The organism is Rhodococcus sp. 3258 (genome assembly GCF_031456475.1).
Lineage (GTDB): Bacteria > Actinomycetota > Actinomycetes > Mycobacteriales > Mycobacteriaceae > Rhodococcoides > Rhodococcoides fascians.
Map to the genome: position 1 here is coordinate 103,625 of NZ_JAVDUT010000010.1, position 26,497 is coordinate 130,121.

The window sequence follows — 26,497 nt, forward strand, 5'->3', positions numbered from 1 at the left end:
AGCAACCCGGCGCGATTGGCGATCATGCAATGGCTCAAGGACCCGAGCGACTTTCCGCCGCAGCTCGAACCGGCCGAACAGGTAGGGGTGTGCCTCAAGCATATTCAATCCAGAGCGGGCGTCTCGCAGTCGACTGCCTCGCAGTACATGGCGGTGCTACAACGCGCCCACCTGGTGACGAGCACCAAAATTGGGCCGTGGGTGCACTACAAACGCAACGCCGAGTACCTCGACCGATTGGCCGAAACGATCAAGACCGATCTGTGACGTCTCCACTGCGTCGGCGCGACCTCTGTATGTGGCCTGCCAGCAGGTTGATGATGCCGGACAGTGCGATGATGCGCCGACTCTGACGGGCCAGCCATGTCGAAATGAGGGCTGCGAAACCGGCAAATACGCAGAGGAAGATAGACACGAAGATCAACGCGCTCCACTTCGCCACGGTAGCCACCACGAACATGCCACCGCCGATGAAAAAGAGGACCAGCTCTGGAACGGGTTGTCGCTGAGGAGGATCGACAGTCACAGCTTTTTGCCCCTCGCGAGATCCACCGCGTGAGTGAGCGATGCTGCCTCGAATACTAGACCGTGCGCAGCTGCAGCCGCTGCGGAACGCTCACTCAGTACGACGGGGTCGGTCGCCCGGGCGATCGCCGCGAGATCGATGCGTTGTAAAAGCTTCTTCGTCACGGGTCGCTTGCTGTCCCAGAAGGCCAGAGCAGCAATGAGATCGGTAGCTTCGGGCCCGGTCAGTAACGCGTGGGCGACGGAGCAGGCTGCGGGGTCCTCGAAAGGGAGCAGATAGGTGGCATCGTCGAACACGGCTGGTTTGCCGTCGTAGGGACCGACCATCCTGAATTGTGGAATCTTGTGGAACCCGGAGATCGCAATCTTGTAGGGCGCGAACGTGTACGGGCCTACACCGAAGATGCAGAACCGGGCTCTGTTGCGATAGATCGACGACTTCCGCCCGTCGAGCGCCGCGGCGTTGGCGTTGAGGTATGCCCACAACTTCGGTGCGGTGTGCGCCAACTGCTCGGTGTCGTCACCGGTATGCGACTGCGGCACGATCATCCACCTGGACACCGAGTCCAGCTTGTCGCGGTAGACATCGGTGCACTTGAAGAGTGGGAACAGGTAGTCGGCTTCGATGTCCACGCCGGTTCCCAGTTTGGTTCGTGGGCCGCCATTCTCGACCAACTCCATCACCGCGGTGGCGTCGTGCTTGATGCCTTGCCGCCACACCAGAGGGCTGGCACCGTCGAATTGCTTGCTGCGCTGGTACGCATCGACGTTCGCGACGAGTTGGCCGTCGACGACTCCGATTCTGTTGTCCGGCTGCGACGCATCGATGCTCGGAAATGTCTCTGCGGTGTAGTCGGTCTGGCCCGGCCCGAGTTTGACAAGGAACCAGCAGGCATCGACCCCTGCGTCGAACCACTTTTTGGCATCGACCATTCGCAGGCTCGAACCGGTCACCGGAAGCTGATGCCGAGCACAGTGCAGCAGAACGTTTCGAGCTACCTGGGTCTTGCAGATCATCGCGATGGTTGCGGGTCGATCTGCGAATTCGGTGAGCAACTTGATCCAAATGAACTCTGCGATATCGAAGTTGGAGCTGCCGGTGATGGCGTCGATGCCGCGAGCGTTCTTCGTGTTCGTGCGTGCGGGTCGATTGGCGGAATCGAGCACCGACAGTTGCGAGTTGGTGACCCACGGTGGGTTGCCGATCACGAGGGTCGCGCCGGGCCCCGAACTCCACTCGATATCTCGGGCCAGATCGAAGTCGAAGATCGACGCTGTGATGATCCTGCCGAATTGTGCTGCTGACGAAGCATACTCGGGCTGCACCTCGATCCCGACGCGCTCTGCTTCGGGGTGACTTTGGGCTATCACCGACAGGAAGTTCCCGACACCGCAGGTGGGTTCGAGGACGCGGGTCCAGTCGCGACGAGGCAGGGCGTTGACCAAGGCGCGCGCCAACTCGATCGGAGTCTGAAAGTCTCCGAACTCGTTGTTGGGCATCGATGCCTCCGGCAGTGGTGCGGATAGGTGCCGTCTGTGGCACAGGAGCATAGCCTGCGGAGCGACCCAGAGGCTCAGCACCGCACCACTGCCGCAGGCGCTAATGTTGACTGGGATGAAGCTTTCGCGCGCTGCCTTACTGCTGTCCAGTCTCGTCTTCGTCGGTAGCCTCGTGTGGGTCGCCGTCACCGCGGGCGACGAGATACCCGCTCATTTCGACGGATCCGGTCAGGTGGATCGGATGGACTCGAAGCTCTCCTTCCTCCTCACGATGGGTGGTACCGGGTTCGTCATGATCGGGTTGTTCGTCAGCGTCGGGTGGTGGCTGCCGAAGGTCCCGGCCCAGCTGGTGAACCTGCCGAGTCGACGACTGCACGAGTACTGGACTGCCCCCGAGAATCGGCCCGAACTGAACCGCAAGATTTCCGAGGACCTCGACTGGATCGGAGTCGCCTCCGCACTGCTGTTCGCCTGGATCTGCGTCGTTGCGGGCACGACTACAGGTGCGTCGGTGAGCGCGTGGGTGTTCGTGGTGCCGACTGTGCTTTATGTGGTGGTGATTCTGGGATATGCGGCCTTCGCGTTCATGGGCAGTCGATACCGTATTCCGAAGGACTGAGTCAGGGGAGTGGTTGCAACTTGGCCAATTTCGAGCCTGACTGTAAAAGGTAGCTGCCATCGGCAGATTCGACCTTCATCTCGACACTGTCCGAGCGTGCCGATCGTACGGTTTAGCAGTCCATACCAAACTATATACAAATAAGGTTTGGTATGGTCGCATAATGGCGGACGGTGAGGCCGGTGCATCCTGGCCTGCGGTGGAGTTCGAGAGCCGGCCGTGGCGTGTCGCCGATTCGTACACGTCGCGCGCCCAGAGGCGGCTGCATCAGGGTGACTATCGAGCAGCTGTACCGCCGCGTATTGCAGAGGTAGAGCTGAACCTGCCTGCGCAGCTGATCGCGGAGTCGGAGGACGCCCTCCGTGAGATCGTTCGATTCGACCACTATGCCTCTGAGCAACTCGGTTCATCGGTCGAGCTCGCACCGATGAGTTCGATTCTGTTGCGGACGGAAAGCTCGGCGTCCTCTCAGATCGAGAATCTGACCGTGGGAGCCAGGGCGCTTGCACTCGCCGAATTGGGTGCGCCCACAACGCGGAACGCCTCGATCGTGTCGGCAAACGTCCGTGCGATGGAAGCAGCACTCGAGGTCGGATCATCGATCGGAGAAGCAAGCGTGCTTCAGATGCACCGATCGCTGATGGAGTCCAACGGCGATCCGTTCCCAGGGCAATGGCGAACTCAGCAAGTCTGGATCGGGGGATCGGGCATAGGCCCGCACCGTGCCGCTTTCGTTCCACCGCACCACGACCGGCTTCCGGGTGCACTTGCCGACCTGTTCGAGTTCGCAGCTCGTTCGGACTTGCCCGTCATCCCGCATATCGCCGTCACGCATGCGCAATTCGAAACGCTTCACCCGTTCACGGACGGAAACGGGCGAACGGGCCGAGCCATAGTCCACGCGATGCTGCGGAGGGCAGAAGTGACGGAGCGAGTGACGGTTCCACTGTCTGCTGGGCTCCTCACGGACACCGCAGGCTACTTCCGAAGTCTGGATGCCTACCGCGCCGGGGATGTCGAGGCGATCGTGCGAAGCCTCACCGCTGCCACGTTCCACGCCGTCGAAGGTGGGCGGCGATTGGTAGACGAGCTGTCCGACGTCAGAACCGAGTACACCGATCGCGTCGTCGCACGCAGCGACTCGGTTGTGTGGAAACTACTCGACGCGCTGGTGGCGCAACCGGTCGTCGACAACGCCTACGTACGAATCACTTTCGCCGTCAGCGAGATTGCGGCTCAGCGGGCAATCGACAAGCTGACCGAGGTGGGAATTTTGCACCAGACGTCGAAGGGGCGACGAAACAGGGTGTGGCAGGCCGAGGAGATACTTGCCGCTCTCGACGACTTCGCGGACGGCATCCGGCGGGTCCGATAACACGCACTCGGTCGATGCTCAGTGCACACCGAGACCGTCGAGGAGGAGTTCAGCGACGAAGTTCGCGTTGTCCTGCGGGCTGTTCTGTCTTCGTGTGAAGCATCGCATCAGCAGCGTATTGGTGATGCCTGCTGCGAGATCGACTGGGCTCGAGCTCTTTCGGAACACCCCGCTGTCCTGACCCCGCGCGATGACCGGCCCGATGATTGCCGGCAGGTTGAGTTTCTCCTTGATCGAGATCAACCCCTCCGGCTCGCCGTACGTGTCGTGTGCGACGGCGACGAGGAGCGCGTCCATGAATTCGACTTCGTCGGCGGCGAGCTGCGCGCACCGCAGCATGTGATTTCGTAGAATCGTGAGTTCATCGAGGCCCAGCAACTGGTCGTCGGCTACCGACTCGCGAAGATGATCGACCCGATTCTGCAGGGCTGCAACGATGACGGACGGCTTGGTCGGAAACAGTGTCTTGCAGGCCGTCCTCGGCACTCCTGCGATGTCGGCGACGTCGTCCATTCGCGTCATGAAGTAGCCACGCTTTCCGAACTCGTCGCGCGCAGCTGTGACGATCGCAGCGCGAGGATCGCGAGGAAGCGGGCGTTCCTCGACCGGTGAATCGACTTCTCCCACATCATCGAGGTGCTGATGACGTCCGGACGTGTCGACGACGGCCCCGAGAAAGGCAAGCACCGCGTCGGACATCACCTCGGCCGATACGGACGCGGCGTCCGCCTGACTGCGGAGGCGAAATCCATCGATGATTGCGTTGACCGTCACTGCGAACGTTCGGGCTGTGAAGGGACGGCGAAAGGCCCCGCCGTCGGGGTCGAACAGTGCCTCGAACGCGCCCAGTACGGCTTCGTCTCGGACGCGGTACTCACTCAACAGGGTCGGGGACGACGGTCCGCCGAAAACGTGGTCCAGAAGAGACTCGGTGATGCTCTTCCGGTCGACGATTGCCGGGAAGTACTGCGCAACGAGCGCCGTCACCGTCGAGCGAATCGATGCACCGCCGTTCGTCACCTGGCTGCGAACTGTTTCGTGGACGTCGGTGGGCAGCGAGGTCCGGGCCAGCTGCTCGACCACCTTGTCGAGAAAGTCGGCCTTGGTGCTGAACTTGCGGAAGAACGTCGCTGTCGACGAGCCGGATGCGTGGACGACGTCCTCGATGCGCATACCGCGGTCGAGAATTCGTCGAGGATCCGCGACCAACAATGTGACGGCCGCCTCGACGAAATGGGTGGCAGTCGCGTCGAGCTCGTTCATGGGGACGGACTTTACCGAGGTGAGACCGGCCGTGACGGTGCCGGTGACAGTACTCACTCTCGGGTGAGAGCGACCTCGGTCATCAACCGGAGTGACCCAACGGAAAGAGTGCGGTGTGATGTGCTGTGTTCGCGCCGCCGGGACAGCGGTGGTGCCCGATATCAAGGATTTTCATGACAATTCTCGACATCCGCATCCACGAAAGTTCCGATCCGCGGCTCAGCGCTCGTGAAATCGAAGTGCTCACCACGTGGCTGGTGTCCGACTCCAAGTCGGAGGCGTCGCGGGCGCTCTATCTGTCGATGGGAACTGTGAACACCCACTTGTCCCGGATCCGAGCCAAGTACTCCGCGGTGGGGCGCACGGCACCCACCAAAGCGGCGTTGTTGGCGAGGGCTCTGCAGGACGGCTTCATCGATATCGACGATCTGTGAGGTTCACTCAACCTCGACGCGCCTCGACTTCATTTTCTTCACCACGAACCACGCGATCAATGCCACAACGATGCCGATGACGATGTACTGGAACACGGAGGCGTAGTTCTCCACGTAGTGCCAGTTCTCGCCGAGGAAGTATCCGGCCAGCACGAAGATCGAGTTCCAGATCAGGCTGCCGAGCGTGGTGTACAACGTGAATTGCAGTACCGGCATCTGTGACACACCGGCCGGAATCGAGATGCCCGAGCGAACCACCGGGATCATGCGGCCGAAGAACACCGCCGACCGACCGTGTCTGGTGAACCAGTCCTCGGCCTTCGTCAGATCCTCGGTTCCGACGAACGGCATCTTCTCGACAATGGCGTACATCCGGTCACGTCCGAGTTTGATGCCCAGCCAGTAGAGAACCAGAGCGCCGAGCACTGATCCGGCCGTCGTCCAGAACAACGCACCGAAGAGCGTCATCCCGCCTTGAGATGCGGTGAAGCCTGCCAACGGCAAAATGATCTCGCTGGGCAGCGGCGGGAAAAAGTTCTCCGCAGCGACGGCAATACCGGCACCGGGACCACCGATCGCCTCCATCAAACTCACCGCCCACCCGGCGATTCCGCCGAGTTCAGTGCTGGTCGCGGCAAGGGTGGAGAGCTCACTCATGACTACGACTGTACGAAACGTCTCGACCGAAAATCTGTTCACCAGGAGAAATGCCAAGAAATTGAGACATATGGAACACTTGCGAGGGTGAAACGAGCCCTCCAGGTACTGCCCGTTGTTGCCGCCGCCACACTCCTGCTGGGTGCCTGCGGGTCCTCCGATCCGGAGCCGACCCCCGCTTCCAATCCCACTGAATCGTCAGCTCCGTCGTCGCCCGCTCCGTCGTCTGTATCGGCTTCGTCCGGCCCATCGAACGCCGGCGTCTACAACCTGCCGGGCACAGGAGTGTTCCCCGAAGGCATCACCGCCGCCGACGACACGTTCTACGTCACCTCCACTTCCGACGGTGCCGTGTTCCGCGGAACCGTCGGATCGCCGGATGTATCGGTCTTCCTGCCCGGCGGTGCGGACGGACGCACCGGTGCTGCGGGGATCGACACAGCTGACGACGACGACTTAATTGACCGTGCCTCGTATCTGGTCATCGCAGGCGGGGCGACCGGCAAGGTGTGGGTATACGACAGGGGCACCGGTGGCCTGGCTGCCACCTTCGCTAACGGCCTCGGTGCCGATGCGACATTCCTCAACGACGTCGCGATCGCCGACAATGGCGATGCGTACGTCACCGATTCTCGAAGTCCAGTGCTGTACCGGATTCCGTTTGAGCAGATGATGGCCGGCGTCCAAGATGGCCCGCTGGAGACATTCGCCAGTTTCGACGGCACGCCCTTCGTGTATGGCGAGGGCTTCAACACCAACGGCATTGTCGAAAACGACAATGAATCGGCGTTGATCGTCGTGCAATCGAGTACCGGAAATCTGTATCGCATCGACAAGACTTCCAAGGAGGTCACACAGGTCGATCTCGGTGGAGCGACGCTCACGAACGGCGATGGCATGGAGATGGACGACGACACGCTGTATGTCGTCCGCAATCGCGACGGTCTGATCTCGAAGGTCGACCTCGACGATGACGGCCGGCGCGGATCCGTCACCGGCGAAATCACGGACCCATCGTTTGCCTACCCCACAACCGTTGCAGCAGTGGATGATCGACTACTGGTGGTCAACAGCCAGTTCGACAAGCGTGGGGGAGAACCGGTTGAGCCGTTCACCGTCAGCTCTGTTCCGGAGTAGAGCGGCTTCGCCGCACGTGCACGGAAATTCGTAGCAGAGACCGAGTTTCCGCGCACAACGATCCAAGGGGGTTCGAGCAACGGTTCGGGCACCATGGAAGTCGGACGCGACCGACGTCGTCCGGGAGAGGGGTCTTCGTGTCGATACGTCCGGCCGAGGTCGGCACCGTGTCGATCGCGTTGGGAGCGCTGGTCGTTCTGGTTCTCGATGCTCACACTGCATGGCAGACGCCTTCGCACCTTCGGCGCACGATCAGTGAATACGGACTCGGCGCACAGCAGTGGGTGTTCTCGATCGGGGTCGTCCTGCTCGCGTTGGGTTCTGCTTTCACTCTGCTGGCCGCGGTGCGACAACGGCTCACCCGACCCACCTCGGTAGCGTCCTTGTGTCTGATGCTGTGGACGATCGGCCTTGTTGCCGTTGTCGCCGTGCCGAAGCAGGATTGGTCGAACGACGCGTCGCTGAGCCTCGGCGGGACGATCCATCGACTCGGTGCGGCTGTGGCGTTCGTCAGCATCCCCGTCGCGGTCTTCGCGTTCTCGCGGCCCTGGATTCGGCAGGGGCCATGGACTGTCCGGGCACGAACGACACTGTGGCTGAGCGTGCTGTCCGTCTGCACGCTGCTCCCGATCGCATACGCACTCGTTGTCGGTGCCGTCGGCACGCGACCCTGGTATCGGGTGGTCACCCTCGGTTATGTGGAGCGCGTGCTCGTCGTTGCCGAAGTGATCGCATTGATCTCGCTGGCCTTGTGGGTGTGGGCAGCCGAACGTAGGAGTCCTGCTTCCGTGAAGTCACAGGAGACCGAGGCCTCGCAGCCCGTCTAGGGAACCGATCGCGCGTTGCGTGCGTCCAACCTGTCAGTGCCGTCGGCGTCGAGAGGTTGAATGAATGCGTGTGATGTCTGGACGTCGAATTGCTCTGGCGTGCAGCGCGGTGCTGTTGCTGACGGGATGCGCCGGCTCGACGAATGGAAGCCCGGTCGCGAGCGAGGACACATCCACGTCGGCGGTGACACCGGGTCCACGAGAGCCATTCGATCCATGCACTATCCCAAAATCTGCGGTGACAGCAAGCGGCTTGGACGTGAGTACGGAGCGGCCGGACTTCGCAGGAATCACCACATACCCGGGTTGGAAGAACTGCACGTGGGATGCACGAGGGCCGGAGGCCTGGCACTACCTGTCCGTCATGTCGTCGATCAACTCGATCGACGAGTATCTGCGTAGTCCACAGAACGAGCGGCAACTCTCAGTCCAGGTCGGCTCGCGTGACGCAGTTCAATACAACTCCGACTACCAAGGAAACCCGCCAACTGGATGTGACATCGCACTTGACGTGAACGGAAATCTGATCATTTTCGTGGTGGACACGATTGGTTCAGAAGACACCTTGGGTGATCCGTGCGAAGAGGTTATGGAGCACGCAATCGAGCTCGAGCTGCACCTACCGAAGTGAGGAAGTAGACGCATGACCGACAGATCGTTCGGACTCACCGACAACCTCATTCATTGGCAGATGCTGCGGGACCGAGCCTCCGCAGGCGAGCTCTCGGTCGAATCGGACGTTGCCCAGCGGTGTGACAGGGCATGCGAGATTTATTTGCTCGACCTGTCCAGGATGCTCGAGATGACCAATGGTCTGTCGAGGCCTGAAGCTTTTGGCAATCTGCCGTCAGCCCAACAACTCGGAGCCAAATTCCATCGCCTTGCTGTCGGCGAAGAAGGCTCCGCTCGCTTTGTGATCAAGCAGCAGATCGAGATCATCAAGACCATGCGCGAGTTCTTTCAACACTATTTCGCGAGTGTCGAAGCCGTGGACAGTGCCACCGCGGCAACAGTCGAAGCGCTGTCGCCACCGCGATAGACGAAAAATCCCGACGACCCAGTTGCTCGGTCGTCGGGATCGGTCGTTCGAAACGTCCTGCTAGCGAGCCAGTTCCACTTCGGCTTCCTCGTCGACGAAGGGATCGCCGTTTCGCGGAGCGTTGTAGCGCTCGAGATTCAAGATGCCTTCCCGCTTGGCGACGATGGTCGGCACCAGAGCCTGGCCGGTGACATTGACCGCGGTACGGCCCATGTCGACGATCGGTTCCACTGCGAGCAGCAGGCCGACGCCGGCGAGAGGCAGTCCCAAGGTCGACAGCGTAAGAGTCAGCATCACCGTCGCGCCTGTCGTTCCTGCTGTTGCCGCTGAACCGATCACAGACACGACGATGATCAGCAGGTAGTCGGTGATGGTCAGGTCGATACCGTAGAACTGCGCGACGAACAGTGCTGCGATGGCGGGATAGATTGCCGCGCAACCGTCCATCTTCGTCGTCGCCCCGAGCGGTACCGCAAACGAGGCGTACTCACGCGGCACGCCCAGGTTGCGTTCGGTGACGCGCTCGGTGAGAGGCAGAGTGCCGATCGACGATCGCGAGACGAAACCGAGCTGGGTCGCGGGCCACACGCCCGAGTAGAAGGCGCGCACCGAAAGACCATGAGCGCGAACGATCAACGGGTACACCACGAAGAACACAACAGCCAGGCCGACGTAGATCGAGACGGTGAACACTCCGAGCGAACCGATGGCGTCCCAGCCGTAGGTGGCCACAGCATTGCCGATCAGAGCAGCAGTGCCGATCGGCGCGAGGCGAATGATCCACCACAGCACCTTCTGGACAATGGCCAGCAACGAGGCGTTGAACGCGAGGAAGGGCTCGGCCTTCTTGCCGACCTTGAGTGCAGCGATACCGATGGCAGCGGCGATCACCAGCAACTGCAGGATGTTGAAGCTCAACGACGTGGTCGCGGTACCGCTCTCGGCAACCGTGGTCTTCGCACCGAGCGCGAGGAAGTTGTTCGGCACCAAACCGGTGAGGAACGACCACCAGGATCCGACGCTGGACGGATCTCCTGCCGAGTCCGCCCCAGCGCTGGTCCGCGATCCGGGCTGGGCGACCAGACCGATGACGATGCCGATGATCACCGCGATGAACGCCGTGATGGCGAACCACCACAGCGTCTGGATTGCCAGACGTGCAGCGTTCGTGACTTCACGAAGATTGGCGATGGAACTGACGATGGCCGTGAAGACCAGCGGAATGACCGCGACGGTGAGCAGCTTGACGTAGCTCGAACCGATGGTCGAGAGGGTACCGACCAACCAGTTTTCGTTGCCATCGGCCGCGTCGGGCATCGATCGAGCGATCAGCCCGAACACGACACCGAGTACGAGACCGGCAACGATTTGTGGACCGAACGCGGTTGCCCAGGTAGGGACACGGCGCGTACGGGTAGCGCTGGGCGCAGACATGGTTATGCCTTTCGAAAAGAAGAGACGCCGACAGAGGTGGGCGAGAAAGTACTCATCGGGACGATGTGCCCGACGGAGAGGTTGCGGTCTAGAGGACCGTCAACAGGTAGCGCTGGCTTGCAGACGCAAGTCGACGTAGCGTCGAGAGGTCAGCAGCGGATTCACTGGTAAGACGGTACTCGTCCGACAATCGCCGCGACGGGCAGGGTTCTTCTGAGGGTTCACTGTGGAATCGATGAGGGTGCGCTGCGCGATCGACGGTTCGCCGATTTCGTGAGCTACGTTGAGTTTTCCGCAGCCGACGAAACGAGATCATGAGTACGACAGCAAAGCCTCGAGGACTGGTTCGGCGACTACTACAAGCGATGTGCGCTGTTGTCGCAGCGCTGGTCGCGGTCGTTCTGGCATCGGCCGGATGGGTTGCGTACGCGACGGCGGGCAAGGTCTACGACGTCGACGACGCACCGGACGCGCCAGTAGGGATCGTTCTCGGTGCCCAGGTGCGCGACGGCAAACCGATGCGCTTTCTCGCAGGTCGGCTCGACACCGCCATTCAGTTGATGGAGGCAGGAAAGATCAAGGCAATCCTTGTCTCCGGTGATGCAGACGGCAAGTCCGGCAACGAGATTCAGGCTATGACCGAGTACCTGATCGAGCATGGAATCGACCCTGACGTCATCATCGGAGACGATCACGGCATCGATACCTACGACACGTGCGCCCGCGCGAAAGAGACGTTCGGCGTCGAACGTGGACTCATCATCAGTCAACCCCTTCACGTCTCGCGCGCCGTGGCGCTGTGCGAGGACATGGATCTGGAGGTCGACGGCGTGACCGCCGATTGCATCGACTGCAACACGCTCGCTGTTGTGCGGAACTACGCACGAGAGTTGTTGGCACGCCCCAAAGCAGTTCTCGATCTGTGGTCCGGACGCGATCCAGTCGTTGTGTCCCCGCCGAACGATTCACTTGCGACAATCACCGGCAAATGAGCGTGCCCGACGGCGGTATCGCGGTCCCGACCGTCGTACGAGAGTTGGCAGGGTACGACGGAATCGAACCTGTGTGGTCGAATGTGCTGGGAGGCATGACATTCCGCCTCGGCCAGGCGCGCTACGTCAAGTGGACGCCGGTCGAAAGCTCGATCGACCTGGAAGACGAGCGGTGTCGTCTGGACTGGGTAATTCGGTACACCCCGGTTCCGAAAGTCCTCGAAACCGGTTCGGACGCTACCGGGTCCTGGATGATGACTGAGGCTCTGCCGTGGGAGAACGCCGTCGCCGATCGCTGGATGGAGGACCCGGCCACCGCGGTCCGAGCGGCGGCAACCGGCCTTCGCGCCTTTCACGATGCCGTCCCCGTCGCGCAGTGCCCGTTCGACTGGTCGGTGGTCTCTCGTATCGGCGATCGCGAGTTGCCGGTGAAATCTCCGTCGGTCGATCGACTGGTCGTGTGTCACGGCGACGCCTGCATGCCGAACACCCTGATCGCCGCCGACGGATCCTGCGCAGCGCACGTGGACATGGGCAGCATGGGCGTCGCCGATCGTTGGGCAGACCTGGCACCGGCAATCTGGAGTACCGAGTACAACTTCGGCCGGAGCTACTGCGATGCATTCTTGGATGCGTACGGCATAGACCTCGACCGTGAACGGCTCGATTACTACTTGTGGTTGTGGGAGTCGACCTGATCGGCGACGCGGAGCGTTCGCACCGACGCGACTACAGTGAGCGAGTCGGTTCGACGACTCAGCGAACCCCGTGTTTTACAGGAGTGGACGCTTGAGCTGGATTCGCTTGAACGACGTTGCCAAGGGATACGACCAGAAGGTGATGTTGCGTGAGGTGTTCTTCCGCCTCGCCGACGGCGATCGCATCGGTCTGATCGGCCGCAACGGCACAGGCAAGACCACTCTGCTGCAGCTTCTTCTCGGCCGAGAGACCCCGGATTCGGGGACCGTCGACGTCACCGAGGGCGCTCGCATCGGCTACTTCTCGCAGTTCTCCGAACTGGACGGCGATCGCAGCATTCAAGCGGAGCTCGAATCTCTCTTCGGTGCTGTCCACGCAATCGAGACCGAGTTGGCCGAGGTCGAGGCCGCATTGGGCGGTGACCTGGACGAGAAGCAGATGTACAAGCTCGTCGACCGCCAAGCCGAACTGCTCGACGCCATGGAGAACAGTGGCGGTTGGACCTACCACCAGCAGATCGACACCGTGCTGTCGATGCTGGGATTCAACGCCGAACGACGGGAGCTCCCCGTCGATCGACTGTCCGGTGGCTGGCGCAACCGCGCGGCGTTGGCCAAGATCCTCATCGAGGCCCCGGACGTCCTGCTCCTCGACGAGCCGACGAACTTCCTCGACGTCGCCGGAATCGCGTGGCTCGAACGCTGGCTACGAGACTTCCGCGGTGCGCTACTCGTTGTTTCGCACGACCGCGCATTCCTCGAGCAGGTCGTCACCAGCATCGTCGAAATCGAAAACCATCACCTGCAGACCTATGACGGTAGCTACTCGGAATACGTGCAGCAGAAGCAGTTCCGACTCAAGAACCTCGAACGTGAGTTCAGCAACGAACAGCAGCTGCTGGCCTACGAGCAAGAAGCGATCAGTGATCGTAAGGAAGCAGTGAAGAACCCCAGCGGAGTGCTCAAACGTCGACTGGCGAACATCAAGAAGAGCAAGAGCCCCCGCCCGGTCGACACGGTGGTCACCGCAATCTACGGCGGTTTGCATGTGCACGACAACCTCGCGGAGATCACGGAAATCTCGAAAAGCTATGGCGACCAACGACTCTTCGAGAACATCTCGTTCACCGTGCATCGCGGCGACCGCATCGCCATCACTGGACCCAATGGATGCGGAAAGACCACGCTGGTCGACATTCTCGTCGGTGCCGAGCAACCCGACAGTGGCAAGATCAAATGGAAGACCAAGGCACCGTCGTTCATCTATTACAACCAGGTGCTCGCCGATCTCGATCTCGACGACACCGTGTCGCACTCGGTCAACGCGATGCCGGGCAGTCTCGCTCTGACGGCGACGAAGAAGGAAGTCCACCGCTTTCTCACGTTGCTGCAGTTCTCCGAGATGGATCTCAAATCGAAGATCGGCGTGCTGTCCGGAGGGCAAAAGGCACGAGTTGCATTGGCGCAGTGCCTGTTGTTCGGCGCAGGCGTCATCGTGCTCGACGAGCCCACCAACCACCTCGACCTACAGAGCACCCAGGTGCTCGAACGTGCGCTGACGGCCTTTCCCGGCGCGGTGATTCTGGTGAGCCACGACAGGTTCTTCGTCGAGAAGGTGGCATTTCGGCAGCTGTCGTTCGACGGCAAGGGCGGCGTCACCGAAATCGCCGGTGTGCAGATGGCGTGACCAGAGTTGCTATCCGTTGATCTTGGACGCGGACGTGCCCCACTCGGCGTCGCGCAACTCCTTCTTCCTGATCTTGCCCGTCGATGTCTTCGGCAGCTCGACGATGAACTCGACGTTGCGCGGAGCCTTGTACGACGCGATGGCCGATTTCACGTGCGCCACGAGCTCGGCTTCCGAGACGTCCACGCCGGCCACCAGTACCACGAACGCCTTCGGCCGCTCTCCCCACTTGTCGTCGGGCACCCCGATGACCGCAACGTCCGCGACGGCAGGATGGCTCGCCAGTGCCTGTTCCACCTCGATGGTGGAGATGTTCTCGCCGCCGGAAATGACGACGTCCTTGGCGCGATCGAGTAGCTGAACGTAGCCGTCGGGATGCATCACCCCGAGGTCACCGGAATGGAACCAGCCGCCCGCGAAAGCCTGTGTCGTTCCGGCTGTGTCGTTGTAATACCCCTTCATGACGTTGTTGCCGCGCATGACGATCTCACCCATTTCGGTGCCGTCGGGCTCGACATCGATCAAAACCCCACTGGGGCCAGGCTTGTCGCGGACCACGCGCAGACGGTCTGCGGTGAGCATGCCGACTCCTTGTCGAGCCAAGCGACGGGCCTGTTCGTCAGCGTCCAGTTCGAGCCATTCCTGCTTCGCCTCGCACACCGAATACGGACCGTAGGTTTCGGTGAGGCCGTAGACGTGTACGAGCGTTGCTCCCAATGCTCGAATCTTGGCGATGATCGTCGGGCTCGGAGGAGCTCCCGCAGTGACGATGGTCAACGGTCGATCGAGTGAATGTGCCTCTGCAGCAGTGGCGAGAGTGGTCAACACGGTCGGCGCACCGGCAAGGTGGTCGACGCCGTTGTCGATGGCCGACCAGATGGCGTCGCCGCGCACTCCGCGAAGGCACACGTGGGTGCCGGACGCGGCCGTGACCGCCCACGTGGTGCACCATCCATTGCAGTGGAACATCGGCAGAGTCCACAGATAGCGGGTGTCGCCCCCGAATCCCTGGTGGTGAAGTTCTCCCAGGGAATTGAGGTAAGCACCGCGGTGGGTGTACATCACGCCCTTGGGTCGACCGGTGGTGCCCGAGGTGTAATTGATCGTGATGGTCGACGTCTCGTCGTCGACCTCCCACTCCATGGGTTCGTCCGTGCCCCGTTCGAGGAACGCGTCGTATCGCGTGGTGTGCGGCAGCCTGTCGTACGCGCCGTCCACCGAGGGGGTCTCGACGATCTCGGTGACCGAATCTGCGATGGGGTCCGTTCCGAGACCGGCCAACAGTGCCGAATCACCCACCAACAGAACCGAACCGGAGTGATCGCAGATGTACCGAACTTCGTCCGGTGAGAGCCGGGTGTTGATGGCGACCAGAACGGCGCCGGCCAGTGGCACCGCGTAATGCGCGAACAGCAGCTCTGCCGAGTTCGACGCAATGTAGGCCACCCGATCGCCGTGGCCGACCCCCGACGCGCGCAGTGCATGCGCGAGCCGGGTGACGGCGGCGGCGAACTGTTCGTAGGTGAAGGTGCGCGGACCATCCTCTACGGCGATCTTGTGGGCATGAACCTCCGCAGCGCGTTCGAGAAAGCGAAGTGGTGTCAGCGGAGTATCCAGACCGGTCATGTCAGCCAATGTAGCGCGCACTACGAGGCCAGATCTGATTTGTCGATACGTTCGCGCCCACCGGTAAGGTCGGCGCGTTCGGCGGCGGCACGGCCTGCACGTCGACCCGCATGATCGCGTGCCTCGATACGCACCTCCGTTGTCGACGGATACATGGCCGTGAATGCCTTGTTCACGGCATCGCTGCGCTCGGCCAAGATCGGCAGCAAGGCGCTACCGTGATGCTCCGACGCCGCCTTTGTAGCTCGCTCCCGAGCTTCCAGCAAGCGCTGGCCGATACGGTGGGCGTACGCGATCAGAAAAGATTTTCTGAAGCTGCGACCTCGGGCTTCCGGTGATTCGGCGAGTTCGTCGAGTGCGCGAGAAGACTGCACGAGTAGCGATGTGAACAGCAGCTCGCACAAATCCAGATCGACTTCGAGCCCGACGATGTTGACCAGAGCGAATCGCTTGTACCACAGGGTTCGGGCACCATTTGCTTCGCAAACACTGTGCAGGAGAAGAGACTTGGCCTCCGAGTACGGACTGTCGACCAAGATGCGGCGGGTGGTTACGTCGCCGATCGAACCGCGCGGGTTGTCGGACTCGAGCAGCGCATGGTCGATGGCATAGCGGGTCATGAGATCTTGAGCCTTCGCCGAAAACGCCTCGGCCTCGGCTGGAAACTGGGTGGACTCCGCCTTTGCCAGTAACCCCCGGATCTTGCCCAGCATCTTGGAATCCGAGACGCCACTCTTGCGGGCCGATGACGGTGCGGGCGAGGATCGAACCGACGACCACTGCGACGGAATGGGAACCAGCTTGTCGAGTGAACCCAGTGAGGTCGTATGACCGAGGACGGTCAACACCGTGTTCCAGGAGTCGGACGTGGAGACCCGAGGCCTCGCACACCACCTCCGGAGACGGTCGACGGACACGCCTGCGGTGGAATCGATTTTCAGATCGATCAGTTGCTCTCGCCAGGAATCGGGTGCGTTGGTGAGGGCAGAGGAACGCCCCGCATGGGTGGCGATCGCCTCCACCACGAGCATCCCGGCCGCGCCCCCGACCATCTTTCGAGTAGCGTGCGCGAGTTCGGCCGGCTGCCAACCGATCTCGAACAACCTGTCGACAGAGTGGTCGAGTATCCGTGCTGATACGGCGTACGCAGGATCGACCTCGGGCGTGCACTCGAATTTCGCGAGACGGTCTGCAACCAGCCGAACGTACGCCTTCCACCCTGACCCTCGAGTGGCGTAGTCGAGGCCCATTTCGACGAGGCGAACCGGATCCGCGTCCGGCCGGATTTGACCGGTGCGGTGAAAATTTTGAAAGCTGTCCAGATCGATACGACTCATCGTCGTCCCCTCCACGTCCCCCGGTGTGGTCCCCGAACTTTTCGGTGAATCGCAGAGTAGGGGAGGGGTCCGACAAGTTATTCGAACATGTCAGCGAGGAGCGAGCATCAGCAGCAGTTCTTCCACCGACGGCAGGCCGGGAATCACGGGAAGGTTCGGTACAGGAGAAGCAGCGGGCGGTGCCGTCAAGTCGACGCCGCCCAGCGCTGCCAGGACGTCGTCGGTCTGTGAGCGGCGCGGTCCATACGTGTTGGAAGCCACGACGAACTCGTCACCGATCGACGTGGACGCAACCACGCTCGATCCGTCGTCGGCCCATCCCCATTTGCTACCGGTCACGCCGGGTAGTTGCTGGGTGCCCCAGTCCTGCACGGTTCCGTCGGCTGCAACCGGTGCGGCGGAGTTCATCCAGCCGAGGACCGGGCTGGGGGGGTCTGTTCGCTTCTTCGCCGCCAGGAATCGCACGGTGTCGGCTGTGCTGGTGTAGGAACTGCCCCAGAAACCGCCCCGCGAGGTAGAGGTGAGTCCGAACTCCGTTGCCGTCGAATCGATGGCCTGGGGATATTTGTTGTCGAGTACCGAGGCGGCACCGTCGTCACTGACCTGGACCATGCGTGCGGCCAGGTCGCGATCTCGCGGCGAACCGTCTCCGAAGCGCACGACGTAGTCGGCCATGTAGAGCTTGACCGTCGACAACCCCGGGCGCGCCGAATTGTCCTCTGCGCTGCCGACGTACGTACCCGTCGGGACGTGTTCGTACGAGATCGACGTCCGCGCCGGCACATCTGCCAGATCGCCCGGTGTGGGCAGAGCCTGCGCCGGTGCGGCGCACGCGAGCGCCATGGCAATTCCGACAAATGGGACAGCGGCTGTGGTTGTGATGCGACGCAGGCCCGGCATCTCGGTCTCCTCGAGGTGTTGGCCCGCCGCGAATCGGTGGCCGATGAAAGTACGTACCCTAATAGTAGACGCTTCAACCTCACCCCTGACCGGATGAATGTGGCTTTGTTGCACTCAGAGCGACTGACAGTCGCATTGATCCCGACCGGGTGGGGTGTCGGAGCCGATCAGTCAGGATCGGCGCAGTGCCAGCAATTTGTCTTTCGAGCGACGCAGCGACCCTCGACCCGAGCCCGCCGTCCATGCGCTCGGCAGATCGATCGGATCGGTCAGGCGGCCTGCGTTGAAGTCGTCGACCAGATGTCCGACGGTCTCCTGAGCACACGACTTGTTGGTGCCGATGAAGCCCGAAGGTCCTCTCTTGATCCACCCGGTGACGTACGTACCGGTCGACGGGGATCCGCCTACTTCCTCGAGGACGCGGCCGCCGAGGTTGGGGATGATGCCGACTGCGTGATCGAACGGAATTCCTGGCAGCGCGACGCCGCGGTATCCGATGGAGGTGAGTACGAGGCCGGCGTCGATCGTTTCGATCTCGCCGGTGGCGGTGCTGCGCACCACATCGTCGGTGTCGGCGGTCAGACCCATGCGCTCGAACTCGACCCCGGTGACCCGATCCGTGCCCAGGATTCGAGTGGGGGAGAGCAGGTAGCGCAGCGTAATGCGTTTTCGGCCGTCGATGTGCTCGGGTGACTCGTCGACGTGCCGCAGCAGTTGCAGCTTCTGGGCGACCGCGTGAGGCAGGTCGTTGGTGCCGGCCAGTCGTACCGTCACCGGATCCAGTGCGAGCTCGCTGCGATCGACGGTGAGATCGATGTCGGGGACGGTCAGGAGTCCCGCGAATTCGGGCACCGTGAATGCGGATTGCGCCACGCCGCGCCGACCGACGACCATCACCTCTCGAATGGCACTGTGGCGCAGCGCTTCCAAGGCGTGGGGGGCGATGTCGGTCGCGGCGAGTGCGTCGGGGTCCATGGTCAGGATCCGGGCCACGTCGAGTGCGACGTTGCCGTTGCCGATGACGACCGCTCGTTCGTGTGACAGATCGAACGTGCGGTGAGCGTGATCGGGATGGCCGTTGTACCAGGCGACGAAGTCGGTCGCCGACGTGCGCCCGGGCAGTTCGGCTCCGGGGATACCGAGTTCGCGATCCGACGACGCTCCGACCGCATAGATCACGGCGTGATGGGTGTCCATCAACTCGTCGTGCGTCACGTCTTTTCCTACCTCGACGCCGAGGTGATAGGTGAATCCCTCTTGCGCCGAGATGGTTTCGAACAGCCGTGACACTTGACGCGTCTTCTGGTGGTCGGGTGCAACACCCAGGCGTGCCAGACCGTGCGGTTGCGGAAGCCGATCGTAGACATCGACGCTGACCCCCGGCTGCGTGAGCAGCTCGTCGGCCGCGTACATCGCCGAGGGTCCGGACCCGACGATCGCCACTCGGAGCGGTTGGCGATCTCTCGACACCGAGGCGGCCGGCGTGACCGGAGCCAGAATCGGCCGTGGCGGCCGCTCCTGCTTGTAGAAGTCGGCATTGATGGTCAGGAACGGAAGTTGAGCCTCGGTCAGTTTGGCCTGGGGAACGATGGCGTCCACCGGGCAGGCCGACACACAGGCACCACAGTCGACACACGACTGCGGGTCGATGTGCAGCATTTCCGCCGTCAGGAAGTCCGGCTCGTCGGGGGTGGGGTGTATGCAGTTGACGGGGCACGCGTAGACGCACGACGCGTCGCTGCAACATGACTGGGTGACGACGTGGGGCATGTGGGGTTCCTGACGGCGGGCGCTGCTGTACGGATAACTGGCGCGTGGGGTGTCGAGAGGGCTATGCGGCGAACTGGCTCGAGCTGCGGTCCGGCTCACTACGGAAACGTGATGCCTTGCCGTCGATTCCACACAGCTTCCACATCAGGCGAGCCGCCCGGTTCATCATTCCGGTATCGGTGGCCAGCATGCGCACATCACCGAAGTAGTCCTGCAGAGCGTGCTGCGACTGCTCGGATCCCCAGAAGAGGTCCTTCTTGACACTCTTCGGAATGTCGAACTTCGTCCAGAATTTCTTCGGCGGGATGACGATGACGTCGCACAGAATGCGCATCGTGACCGGGAAGGCCAGCGACAGCAGGAAGCGTCCGGCCTTGGACATCTTGGGCACACGACGACGAAGGAGCTGGTGCGCGAAGGAGATGTGGCGAGCCTCCTCGGCCACATGAATGGCCATCACGCTCTGCATGATCGGATGGATTTCTTCGCCGGAGCGAAGCACCGACTTCTGAATGTGGTCGATGGGTTCTTCGCCTGCGAGGACCCCGACGAAGAACAACTCGGGTAGCAGCGTCGCGAACAAAGGGATGAACGGCGAGAGCATCTTCATCGGTCGACTCATGCCGGGAGCGTCGGAACCCACCCGATTGACCATCTCCTGGAACATCAGGGTGTGGTTGCACTCTTCGATGGATTCGTGGGTGCAGTAGCGCGCCTCGGCCGAACCGTTGGGCAGCGAGAATACGTACTGCATCATGCCGCGGATCAGAATGTTCTCGAACTGCAGGCCGACCTTGGCGACATTGGCCTGACGCCACATGCCGATCTCGATCTGCCGGTCCAGCGGCAGGGACTTGTACCAGTCATGGCCCCCGATAGGGTCGGTCTTGGCGGGCAGTACCCAGCGGGGATCATTGGCGGGAACCGCGAACTTCTCGGACTCCCAGTCGATGTCGACGTAAGGATCGAAGTGTTTGTGCACCGAACCCTCGGACAGCAACGTGAGTGTTTCGTTGTACTGCTGCTCGTCCGTGGCGTCGATGTCCACCGAAACGGACGTGGTGCCGGTCGTCAGTGTCATGGCTTCTCCAAACGTGATGCGAACATGGAGTTAATGTAACCCCAGTTAACATGAAAGGGAAGCCCGTCGAAACTTTTCTGTTCGGACGGCGCTACTGATCGTCCGAACGCTCGTCGGACACCTCCGCGACTTCGTCGGTCTCGAACAGCTGCAATTGGATCGCCGACGGATCGACCACAGGAGTGACCTGTTCGGGGGTGCTCCGCAGCACCTCCCGCAGGGCAGCCACTGCGCGACCCCAGTTCGCGGCCTCGCGATCCGCCTCGTCCACATCGCAGTGTTCGTCGCCCAGGTCCGCGGCTACCGCCATGCCGCGCCACGATGCCTCCTGCTCGGCGCTGATGCGGAGATACGACACGACCACGTCACGGTCCGAAGAGCAGCACTCGAGGACGGTGCGTGGCTCGACAGCATCGGGCGAATCCGCGATCAGCTCTATCAACGCGAGCAGACCGTCCGGGAAGTCGTCACCTTCGAGGACCGGAGGGGTCGGTTCGCCGAGCCTGCCCCCGAAGTCCTCGGCGAACTTGTCGTCGACCTGCTCCCACACGTGCGAGAGCATCCGGACCGCCCACAGCAGGTGATCGGCCACGAACGGTGATCCGCTGACACGTACCTGGGCCACGATGCAGTCCTGGACGAGATGCAACATCACATCGGGAAGCTGCACGTTGAGATCGACCAGCAACTCGGCTGCACGGGTGCGACCGGTGACCGCGTGCACCAACGTCGAGTTGATCTCGACGACCGGTTCGGTGGATTTGACCGTGACGTATGCGGTGCCGTTGACGAATCGCAGAGGGATGTCGCCGTCGGGGTCGTGATCGGGCGGAAAGCCGAACCAGGGTTCGAGTGCACGATCGACCAGTTGCTGCAGGTGGTCCTTGCCTTTCGGCTGCACGCACAGTGGAACGACTGCCGAGACGGGTTCGGTGCTGGCCTCGAAGCTCGGCACGTCGTAGCGTCCGGTGGCCCGCGAACTCAGAAAGGACGGGTGCGGCAGGCCCCAGATGTCACGGAACACCGCGACGGTCTTATTCGCCAGATCATCGGACCACGATCGATTGCGGTCGACGTGGGGTGGCGTCGGCTCGGAATCCCGGGACGTTCGAAAGCCCAACGCGTTCAGTGCTTCTCGGTGAGCGTCGGTGATGGCCCGACTACTGTGTAGGTGCTCGTTGGCGGGCAGCTCGCAGCGAACCATGTCGAGATCCCAGGCGTAGAACTGGACGCAGGCCGCGGTGTCCGGAACGCCGTCCGTGCTGTCGTATCGAGACTCGATCACCAAGGCGTCACCGTCGCGCATGGCGCTGACGTACTCGCCGAGCCGGCGCTGGAAGTGCATCCATGCCGAGTCGACGTCGAAGTCGAACTCGAGTGAATCGCTCATGTCGGCTCCTTACCCGAATCGCGCTGAGATAACGCGGCGTCGGTCACGCTAGCGGCGAGCACCGACAGAGTCTCGGCGCGCGCGAGTGCGTTCACGACGACGCCGAGTCCTCGAGCGTCTCGTGCGTCTCCTCGTCCAGCGCCCCGAAAGGGTGTGCCTCGGCCACGCCGTCCAGAACGGCGGGACGCAGCGCATGTGGAACCGCCAGGACCTCTTCGATTCGAACGAGAATGCCTTGCTCGATCAGAGATCGAACCCGGTGGTCGATCAGCTGCGCCGTCCGCAGGTCCTCACCTTCCAAATCGGCGTAGTCCTCGCCCTCGTTGTTCAGAGGCAGCTCGTCGGTCATCGCGGCCAGCAGGGTCTGAACCGCGAACGTGTTGGCCAGCGAACGGGACACGTCGGGGTCGTCGGCGTCTCCGGACAGCTGCACTCGGACGTGTTCGGCAACCAGCTCATGAACGGTCTCCGCCTCACGCTTGGCCAGAGAGGGGGCGTTGTCGCCGAGCTTGGCCGTGTCGCCGTCGATCCGGACCAATTCGGTCGCGATGGCCGTCGACCAGTAATCGACGGCTGCAACGTCCGAGGACTCGGTGAGTCCGGCGGGGTCGAGTGGAGCCGGGCCGACGGCGGTGCGTAGATGGACGTCGTCCGACACTGCGAGTCCGTCGGCGACGCGAGCAACGATGTCATCGAGCGCAGGCAACAGCGGCAGAGCCGAAATGGCCGCAAGCTCCTGGTCGAGCGAGACGTTCGGCAGATCGATGTCGTCTGCGTCGAGCATGTCGGGCTCGTCGCCCTCGAGGAAGTCGGAGAGGTCTTCCATGCAGTGTGCGTAGTCCTCGGGGCTGCCGTCCCACAGATCGGTCTCGTCGAGGAACGTCAGATACTGCAGTGACGTCAGAACGAGGTTCACCGCCGTGTCCTCGGCGGTCTCCGATTCCTCCTGCAGGATGCGTTCTGCAGCATCCACCAGCAGGTGCGCATCGGCGGGAATCCACGCGCTGGGGGAGAACCCGTGGCGCGCACCGGACAACTGGGTCAGTGTCGACGACACCAACCGTGAGATTGCCTCGGCCTGCTCCGACATCTCGCTCTCGTCGAGCCACTCGACGAAACCGTCGATCAGATCGCTGATCCGCTCGGATACGACACCGGTCGGTGCCGGCCGAGATTGCTGGTGACGCCGTTGCCGGGCCTTGGTCTTTTCTGCACGTTTCTGTCCGCGGTTGGCAGGCCGCTTCGATCCCATGGCTCGCAGCTTATCCGCTGACATGTCCGGTTTCGTCGCGTGACGCCTCTAGCCGCGAAGGAACGAGTCCGCAGAAGCGGCCGGTGCAGCATCGGGTGCCCGGCGGTACAGCTCGGCGGGGCGACCGCCACCTGCCGTCGTCGTCGTGCTCGTTCCCTCGAGTGCGGTGATGACGTGGCGGCGAAACGTGTCTTTGGAGAACGCGCGATCGAAAACGATTTCGTACAGCGACCGCAGTTCGAGGAGTGTGAAGGTGGAATCCAGAAATCCGGCAGGGTCGATCTCTCGCGCGTAGCGAGCTCGGAGGTCCAGCACTGCCTCGGTGACCATCTCGCTGTGATCGAACGCCAGCGTCGAGCCCGGCACCACACCGTCGATGGCGACCGATTCGGCTGTCGCAGGCAGTGATCGACTCGGTGTTGCTGCGCCGTGCGCCATCGACAGCACCCAACCGCGGTCGTCGCGGCCGGGCTCGTCGAAGAGCTTGAGTTGGTGGAACTGCAGATCGACGATGTTCGCCTTGGACTCGAGTGCGCGTTCGGCGGCTTCGGTCAGGGTTTCCGACGGGCGCAGAAACGTTCCGGGAAGTGCGAGGCCCCGCTCAGAGGGCACGACAACGACCTGTAGCTGCTGTTCACGGACCGTCAGGACCGCGACATCGACCGCAACCGAAGGTCGCGGGTAATCGGTCAGAGCCTTGCCGTCTCGGTCCGTCCACGTCATGGGTTGCAGCTTAGCGCAAGTCTGATCTATTGTTAGATCAACAACGATCTAAGGGGCAGCGAATGAACTTGACCGACAATCAGCGGGATCGGGCGCGTGGGGTACTGCTCGGCACTGCAGTGGGCGATGCGTTGGGCGCGGGGTACGAATTCGGATATCCGACGCACGAGACCGCCATTGCGATGATCGGCGGCGGCGCATTCGACTGGGCCCCGGGGGAATGGACCGATGACACGTCGATGGCACTGTGCGTTGCGAGCGCTCTCGAGATCGGCGGAGACGTCGATGAGGTGGCAGCGAACTTCCGCGCCTGGTTCGCGGTGAATCCTCCCGACGTCGGCAATCAGACCCGGAAAGTGCTGTCGCAGAGAGCGAGCACCGGATCGGAGATGGCCGCGGTCGCGGCGTCGCTGACCGGCCGGACCGGTGGAAACGGCTCGTTGATGCGGACCGCGCCCGTCGCGCTGGCCTATCTCGACGACGTGACCGGATGCCGGGCTGCTGCGGAGCGGATCAGCGCGCTGACCCACTCCGATCCTCGTGCCGGTCAGGCATGTCAACTGTGGTCGCACGCGATCCGGCACGCGGTGCTACACGGAACGTACGACGGTATCGCCGACTTCCTGCGCCACGAAGAACCCGATGTCCGGGACTTCTGGCAGCCGCTGCTCGGCAGCGCTCGGGAGGGCGAGCCGACCGACTTCCCGAAGAACGGTTGGGTCGTGCACGCGCTCCAAACGGCCTGGTGGGCGATACATCGCGCGGCAGACGCATCGTTGCCCCTTCCTGCCGCGCTCGAACTGTGTGTCCGAGCAGGCGGGGACACCGACACCACCGCCGCGATCGCAGGCGGACTTCTCGGTGCACGGTGGGGCGCGTCGGCGGTCCCGACGCAGTGGCGCGAGCTGGTCCACGGCTACCCGGGGCTGCGCGCCGACGACCTCGATCGCATCGCCATCGCGATCGCCGAGAGAAAGGACGACGCATGACGATCATCGACGTAGTGCACGGTGATATCACCGAGGTGGCCGCAGACGCGATCGTCAATGCGGCCAACACCCGACTCCTCGGCGGCGGTGGGGTGGACGGCGCGCTGCATCGGGCCGGAGGCCCCACGATCCTCGCGGAATGCAAGGCATTGCGGGCCACCACCCTGCCCCACGGCCTCGACACCGGTGCCGCTGTGGCCACCACCGCAGGCAGGTTGCGCGCCAGTTGCGTGATCCACACCGTCGGCCCGCGCTATTCGAAGAACGAAGACAGATCCGAACTACTACGCCTGTGCTACCTGCGCAGCCTGGCGTTGGCGGCGTCGATGAATCTGAAATCCATTGCTTTCCCACTCATTTCGGCCGGCTCCTACGGTTGGCCGATGCACGACGCCATCACTCGACAGGTCCTTGCAGTCAAGTCGGCGCGGCCATCCGTCGACCTCGTCATGCTCGTCGCATACTCTCGCGAGGCTGCGGAGCTGACACAGCGGATGGTGAATTAGTTCTCGCAGCCGACCCCGTCCCCGTCGCGGTCGAGTTTGCTCGCGTATCCCGGGTCGCCGGCGTAGATAGGGGCTGCGCCTGCTGCACGCACCGCGGAGCAGTTTGCGTAGTAGACGCTCTCCGGCACCGCTGCCAACGGCGCGGGAACGGTGTAGACGGGCTCGGGTGTGTATACCGGCTCCGGGATGTAGACAGGTTCGGGAATGTAGACAGGTTCGGGGATGTAGACGGGCTCGGGAGCGGTGGTGTACTCCGACGTCGTCGGTATTTCCACGATCGCGGCGACGGGCTCGGTGGTGGGAGCGGCCGTGGTCGTCGTGGTCGGTGCCGGTGTGGTGGTCGTCGGACGTGCGGAGGTCGTCGTCACGGTGGGTAGCGCGGGCACGGCCGCGACCGGGGTGACGGCCACCTTCTCGGGTTCGGTCGACCCCGTCAGTCCCATGACGATCAATGCCGGAAGAACAGCGATCGCCGGTACGGCCCAACCCTTGCGTCCACGCTCAGGGGACAACCGAAGGTACGCGACGCCCGCAGCGAGCATCGATGCGCCGACGAGTACCGCACCGAACTCGAACGAGACTATGGCTCCGATCAAGAAGATCGCGCCGAAAACGATTGCCGCCCAGGCGAAGATCCTGCCGACGGGGGGTCGTCGAGAAGGAGCTGGCTCGGGTGCGGGGCGCTGGAACGGTGGTGGGTAGGCACTGGTCATGTCGGATCGTCCTCGGGTCACGG

At 62.6% G+C, this 26,497-nt stretch carries 26 protein-coding genes; 13 read left to right on the plus strand and 13 right to left on the minus strand.

Features of this window, described 5'->3' with window-relative positions; genetic code table 11:
- Window positions 1-24: 24 nt before the first annotated feature.
- Window positions 25-267, plus strand: coding sequence for an ArsR/SmtB family transcription factor (locus J2X62_RS23110; RefSeq protein ID WP_371128986.1), 243 nt, complete (start codon window positions 25-27; stop codon window positions 265-267).
- 255 nt (window positions 268-522) lie between these two features.
- On the opposite strand, the gene J2X62_RS23115 is transcribed toward J2X62_RS23110, so the two are convergent.
- Window positions 523-2,025: an SAM-dependent methyltransferase gene (locus J2X62_RS23115; RefSeq protein ID WP_310183652.1), complete on the minus strand. Its 1,503-nt coding sequence runs from the start codon at window positions 2,023-2,025 to the stop codon at window positions 523-525.
- A 115-nt stretch (window positions 2,026-2,140) separates the two neighbouring features.
- Here J2X62_RS23115 and J2X62_RS23120 point away from each other — a divergent pair, with 115 nt between their 5' ends.
- The gene (locus tag J2X62_RS23120; protein WP_052053708.1) at window positions 2,141-2,644 is read left to right on the plus strand and encodes a DUF1648 domain-containing protein; all 504 of its coding nucleotides are present in this window, start codon (window positions 2,141-2,143) and stop codon (window positions 2,642-2,644) included.
- Window positions 2,645-2,807: 163 nt separating this feature from the next.
- The gene (locus tag J2X62_RS23125; RefSeq protein ID WP_310183656.1) at window positions 2,808-4,019 is read left to right on the plus strand and encodes a Fic family protein; all 1,212 of its coding nucleotides are present in this window, start codon (window positions 2,808-2,810) and stop codon (window positions 4,017-4,019) included.
- An 18-nt stretch (window positions 4,020-4,037) separates the two neighbouring features.
- Here the strand turns inward: J2X62_RS23125 and J2X62_RS23130 are convergent, their stop codons facing one another.
- Window positions 4,038-5,282: a TetR family transcriptional regulator C-terminal domain-containing protein gene (locus tag J2X62_RS23130; RefSeq protein ID WP_310183658.1), complete on the minus strand. Its 1,245-nt coding sequence runs from the start codon at window positions 5,280-5,282 to the stop codon at window positions 4,038-4,040.
- Window positions 5,283-5,455: 173 nt separating this feature from the next.
- Between J2X62_RS23130 and J2X62_RS23135 the strand changes: the two genes are divergently transcribed.
- Window positions 5,456-5,716 carry a LuxR C-terminal-related transcriptional regulator gene (locus tag J2X62_RS23135; protein ID WP_310183660.1) on the plus strand — a complete coding sequence of 87 codons (261 nt, stop codon included), beginning with the start codon at window positions 5,456-5,458 and terminating at the stop codon, window positions 5,714-5,716.
- 3 nt (window positions 5,717-5,719) lie between these two features.
- Here J2X62_RS23135 and J2X62_RS23140 read toward each other — a convergent pair whose 3' ends face one another.
- The gene (locus J2X62_RS23140; RefSeq protein WP_310183662.1) at window positions 5,720-6,373 is read right to left on the minus strand and encodes a DedA family protein; all 654 of its coding nucleotides are present in this window, start codon (window positions 6,371-6,373) and stop codon (window positions 5,720-5,722) included.
- Between the two features lie 87 nt (window positions 6,374-6,460).
- Between J2X62_RS23140 and J2X62_RS23145 the strand changes: the two genes are divergently transcribed.
- From J2X62_RS23145 to J2X62_RS23160, 4 genes are all read left to right on the plus strand, one after another.
- Window positions 6,461-7,510 (plus strand): superoxide dismutase, encoded by a 1,050-nt coding sequence (locus J2X62_RS23145; protein WP_310183666.1) that lies wholly within the window; start codon window positions 6,461-6,463, stop codon window positions 7,508-7,510.
- A 137-nt stretch (window positions 7,511-7,647) separates the two neighbouring features.
- Window positions 7,648-8,337, plus strand: a complete 690-nt coding sequence (locus tag J2X62_RS23150) for a DUF998 domain-containing protein (protein WP_310183669.1) — start codon at window positions 7,648-7,650, stop codon at window positions 8,335-8,337.
- A 73-nt stretch (window positions 8,338-8,410) separates the two neighbouring features.
- Entirely contained in the window at window positions 8,411-8,968 is a 558-nt protein-coding gene (locus J2X62_RS23155; RefSeq protein ID WP_310183732.1) for a DUF3558 domain-containing protein, read from the plus strand.
- 12 nt (window positions 8,969-8,980) lie between these two features.
- The gene (locus J2X62_RS23160; RefSeq protein ID WP_310183672.1) at window positions 8,981-9,376 is read left to right on the plus strand and encodes a hypothetical protein; all 396 of its coding nucleotides are present in this window, start codon (window positions 8,981-8,983) and stop codon (window positions 9,374-9,376) included.
- A 60-nt stretch (window positions 9,377-9,436) separates the two neighbouring features.
- On the opposite strand, the gene J2X62_RS23165 is transcribed toward J2X62_RS23160, so the two are convergent.
- Complete coding sequence (locus tag J2X62_RS23165; protein ID WP_027497711.1) at window positions 9,437-10,810, minus strand: dicarboxylate/amino acid:cation symporter; 1,374 nt, start codon at window positions 10,808-10,810, stop codon at window positions 9,437-9,439.
- Between the two features lie 314 nt (window positions 10,811-11,124).
- Between J2X62_RS23165 and J2X62_RS23170 the strand changes: the two genes are divergently transcribed.
- From J2X62_RS23170 to J2X62_RS23180, 3 genes are all read left to right on the plus strand, one after another.
- The gene (locus J2X62_RS23170) at window positions 11,125-11,802 is read left to right on the plus strand and encodes a vancomycin high temperature exclusion protein (protein ID WP_045841347.1); all 678 of its coding nucleotides are present in this window, start codon (window positions 11,125-11,127) and stop codon (window positions 11,800-11,802) included.
- Entirely contained in the window at window positions 11,799-12,500 is a 702-nt protein-coding gene (locus J2X62_RS23175; RefSeq protein WP_027497709.1) for an aminoglycoside 3'-phosphotransferase, read from the plus strand. Before J2X62_RS23170 ends, J2X62_RS23175 begins: the two co-directional genes overlap by 4 nt.
- Before the next feature lie 91 nt (window positions 12,501-12,591).
- The gene (locus tag J2X62_RS23180) at window positions 12,592-14,187 is read left to right on the plus strand and encodes an ABC-F family ATP-binding cassette domain-containing protein (RefSeq protein ID WP_179274410.1); all 1,596 of its coding nucleotides are present in this window, start codon (window positions 12,592-12,594) and stop codon (window positions 14,185-14,187) included.
- Window positions 14,188-14,196: 9 nt separating this feature from the next.
- On the opposite strand, the gene J2X62_RS23185 is transcribed toward J2X62_RS23180, so the two are convergent.
- From J2X62_RS23185 to J2X62_RS23220, 8 genes are all read right to left on the minus strand, one after another.
- Complete coding sequence (locus J2X62_RS23185) at window positions 14,197-15,813, minus strand: AMP-binding protein (RefSeq protein WP_310183675.1); 1,617 nt, start codon at window positions 15,811-15,813, stop codon at window positions 14,197-14,199.
- Between the two features lie 20 nt (window positions 15,814-15,833).
- The gene (locus J2X62_RS23190; protein ID WP_143537158.1) at window positions 15,834-17,150 is read right to left on the minus strand and encodes a DUF2786 domain-containing protein; all 1,317 of its coding nucleotides are present in this window, start codon (window positions 17,148-17,150) and stop codon (window positions 15,834-15,836) included.
- 90 nt (window positions 17,151-17,240) lie between these two features.
- Complete coding sequence (locus J2X62_RS23195; protein ID WP_310183678.1) at window positions 17,241-18,050, minus strand: hypothetical protein; 810 nt, start codon at window positions 18,048-18,050, stop codon at window positions 17,241-17,243.
- 171 nt (window positions 18,051-18,221) lie between these two features.
- Window positions 18,222-19,820, minus strand: a complete 1,599-nt coding sequence (locus tag J2X62_RS23200) for an FAD-dependent oxidoreductase (protein WP_052073555.1) — start codon at window positions 19,818-19,820, stop codon at window positions 18,222-18,224.
- Between the two features lie 61 nt (window positions 19,821-19,881).
- Window positions 19,882-20,901: a diiron oxygenase gene (locus J2X62_RS23205; protein WP_310183681.1), complete on the minus strand. Its 1,020-nt coding sequence runs from the start codon at window positions 20,899-20,901 to the stop codon at window positions 19,882-19,884.
- A gap of 91 nt (window positions 20,902-20,992) precedes the next feature.
- A complete protein-coding gene (locus J2X62_RS23210) occupies window positions 20,993-22,291 on the minus strand; it encodes a T3SS (YopN, CesT) and YbjN peptide-binding chaperone 1 (protein WP_310183684.1) in 1,299 nt (432 codons plus the stop codon).
- Window positions 22,292-22,382: 91 nt separating this feature from the next.
- Window positions 22,383-23,543, minus strand: a complete 1,161-nt coding sequence (locus J2X62_RS23215; RefSeq protein WP_052066746.1) for a hypothetical protein — start codon at window positions 23,541-23,543, stop codon at window positions 22,383-22,385.
- A 48-nt stretch (window positions 23,544-23,591) separates the two neighbouring features.
- The gene (locus tag J2X62_RS23220) at window positions 23,592-24,266 is read right to left on the minus strand and encodes an NrtR DNA-binding winged helix domain-containing protein (RefSeq protein ID WP_310183689.1); all 675 of its coding nucleotides are present in this window, start codon (window positions 24,264-24,266) and stop codon (window positions 23,592-23,594) included.
- 62 nt (window positions 24,267-24,328) lie between these two features.
- Here J2X62_RS23220 and J2X62_RS23225 point away from each other — a divergent pair, with 62 nt between their 5' ends.
- Window positions 24,329-25,255 carry an ADP-ribosylglycohydrolase family protein gene (locus J2X62_RS23225; RefSeq protein ID WP_032406463.1) on the plus strand — a complete coding sequence of 309 codons (927 nt, stop codon included), beginning with the start codon at window positions 24,329-24,331 and terminating at the stop codon, window positions 25,253-25,255.
- Entirely contained in the window at window positions 25,252-25,761 is a 510-nt protein-coding gene (locus tag J2X62_RS23230; RefSeq protein WP_310183692.1) for an O-acetyl-ADP-ribose deacetylase, read from the plus strand. Before J2X62_RS23225 ends, J2X62_RS23230 begins: the two co-directional genes overlap by 4 nt.
- Here J2X62_RS23230 and J2X62_RS23235 read toward each other — a convergent pair.
- On the minus strand, window positions 25,758-26,474 hold the full coding sequence (locus tag J2X62_RS23235) for an excalibur calcium-binding domain-containing protein (RefSeq protein ID WP_310183695.1): 717 nt from the start codon (window positions 26,472-26,474) through the stop codon (window positions 25,758-25,760). The genes J2X62_RS23230 and J2X62_RS23235 overlap by 4 nt on opposite strands.
- Between the last annotated feature and the right edge of the window lie 23 nt (window positions 26,475-26,497).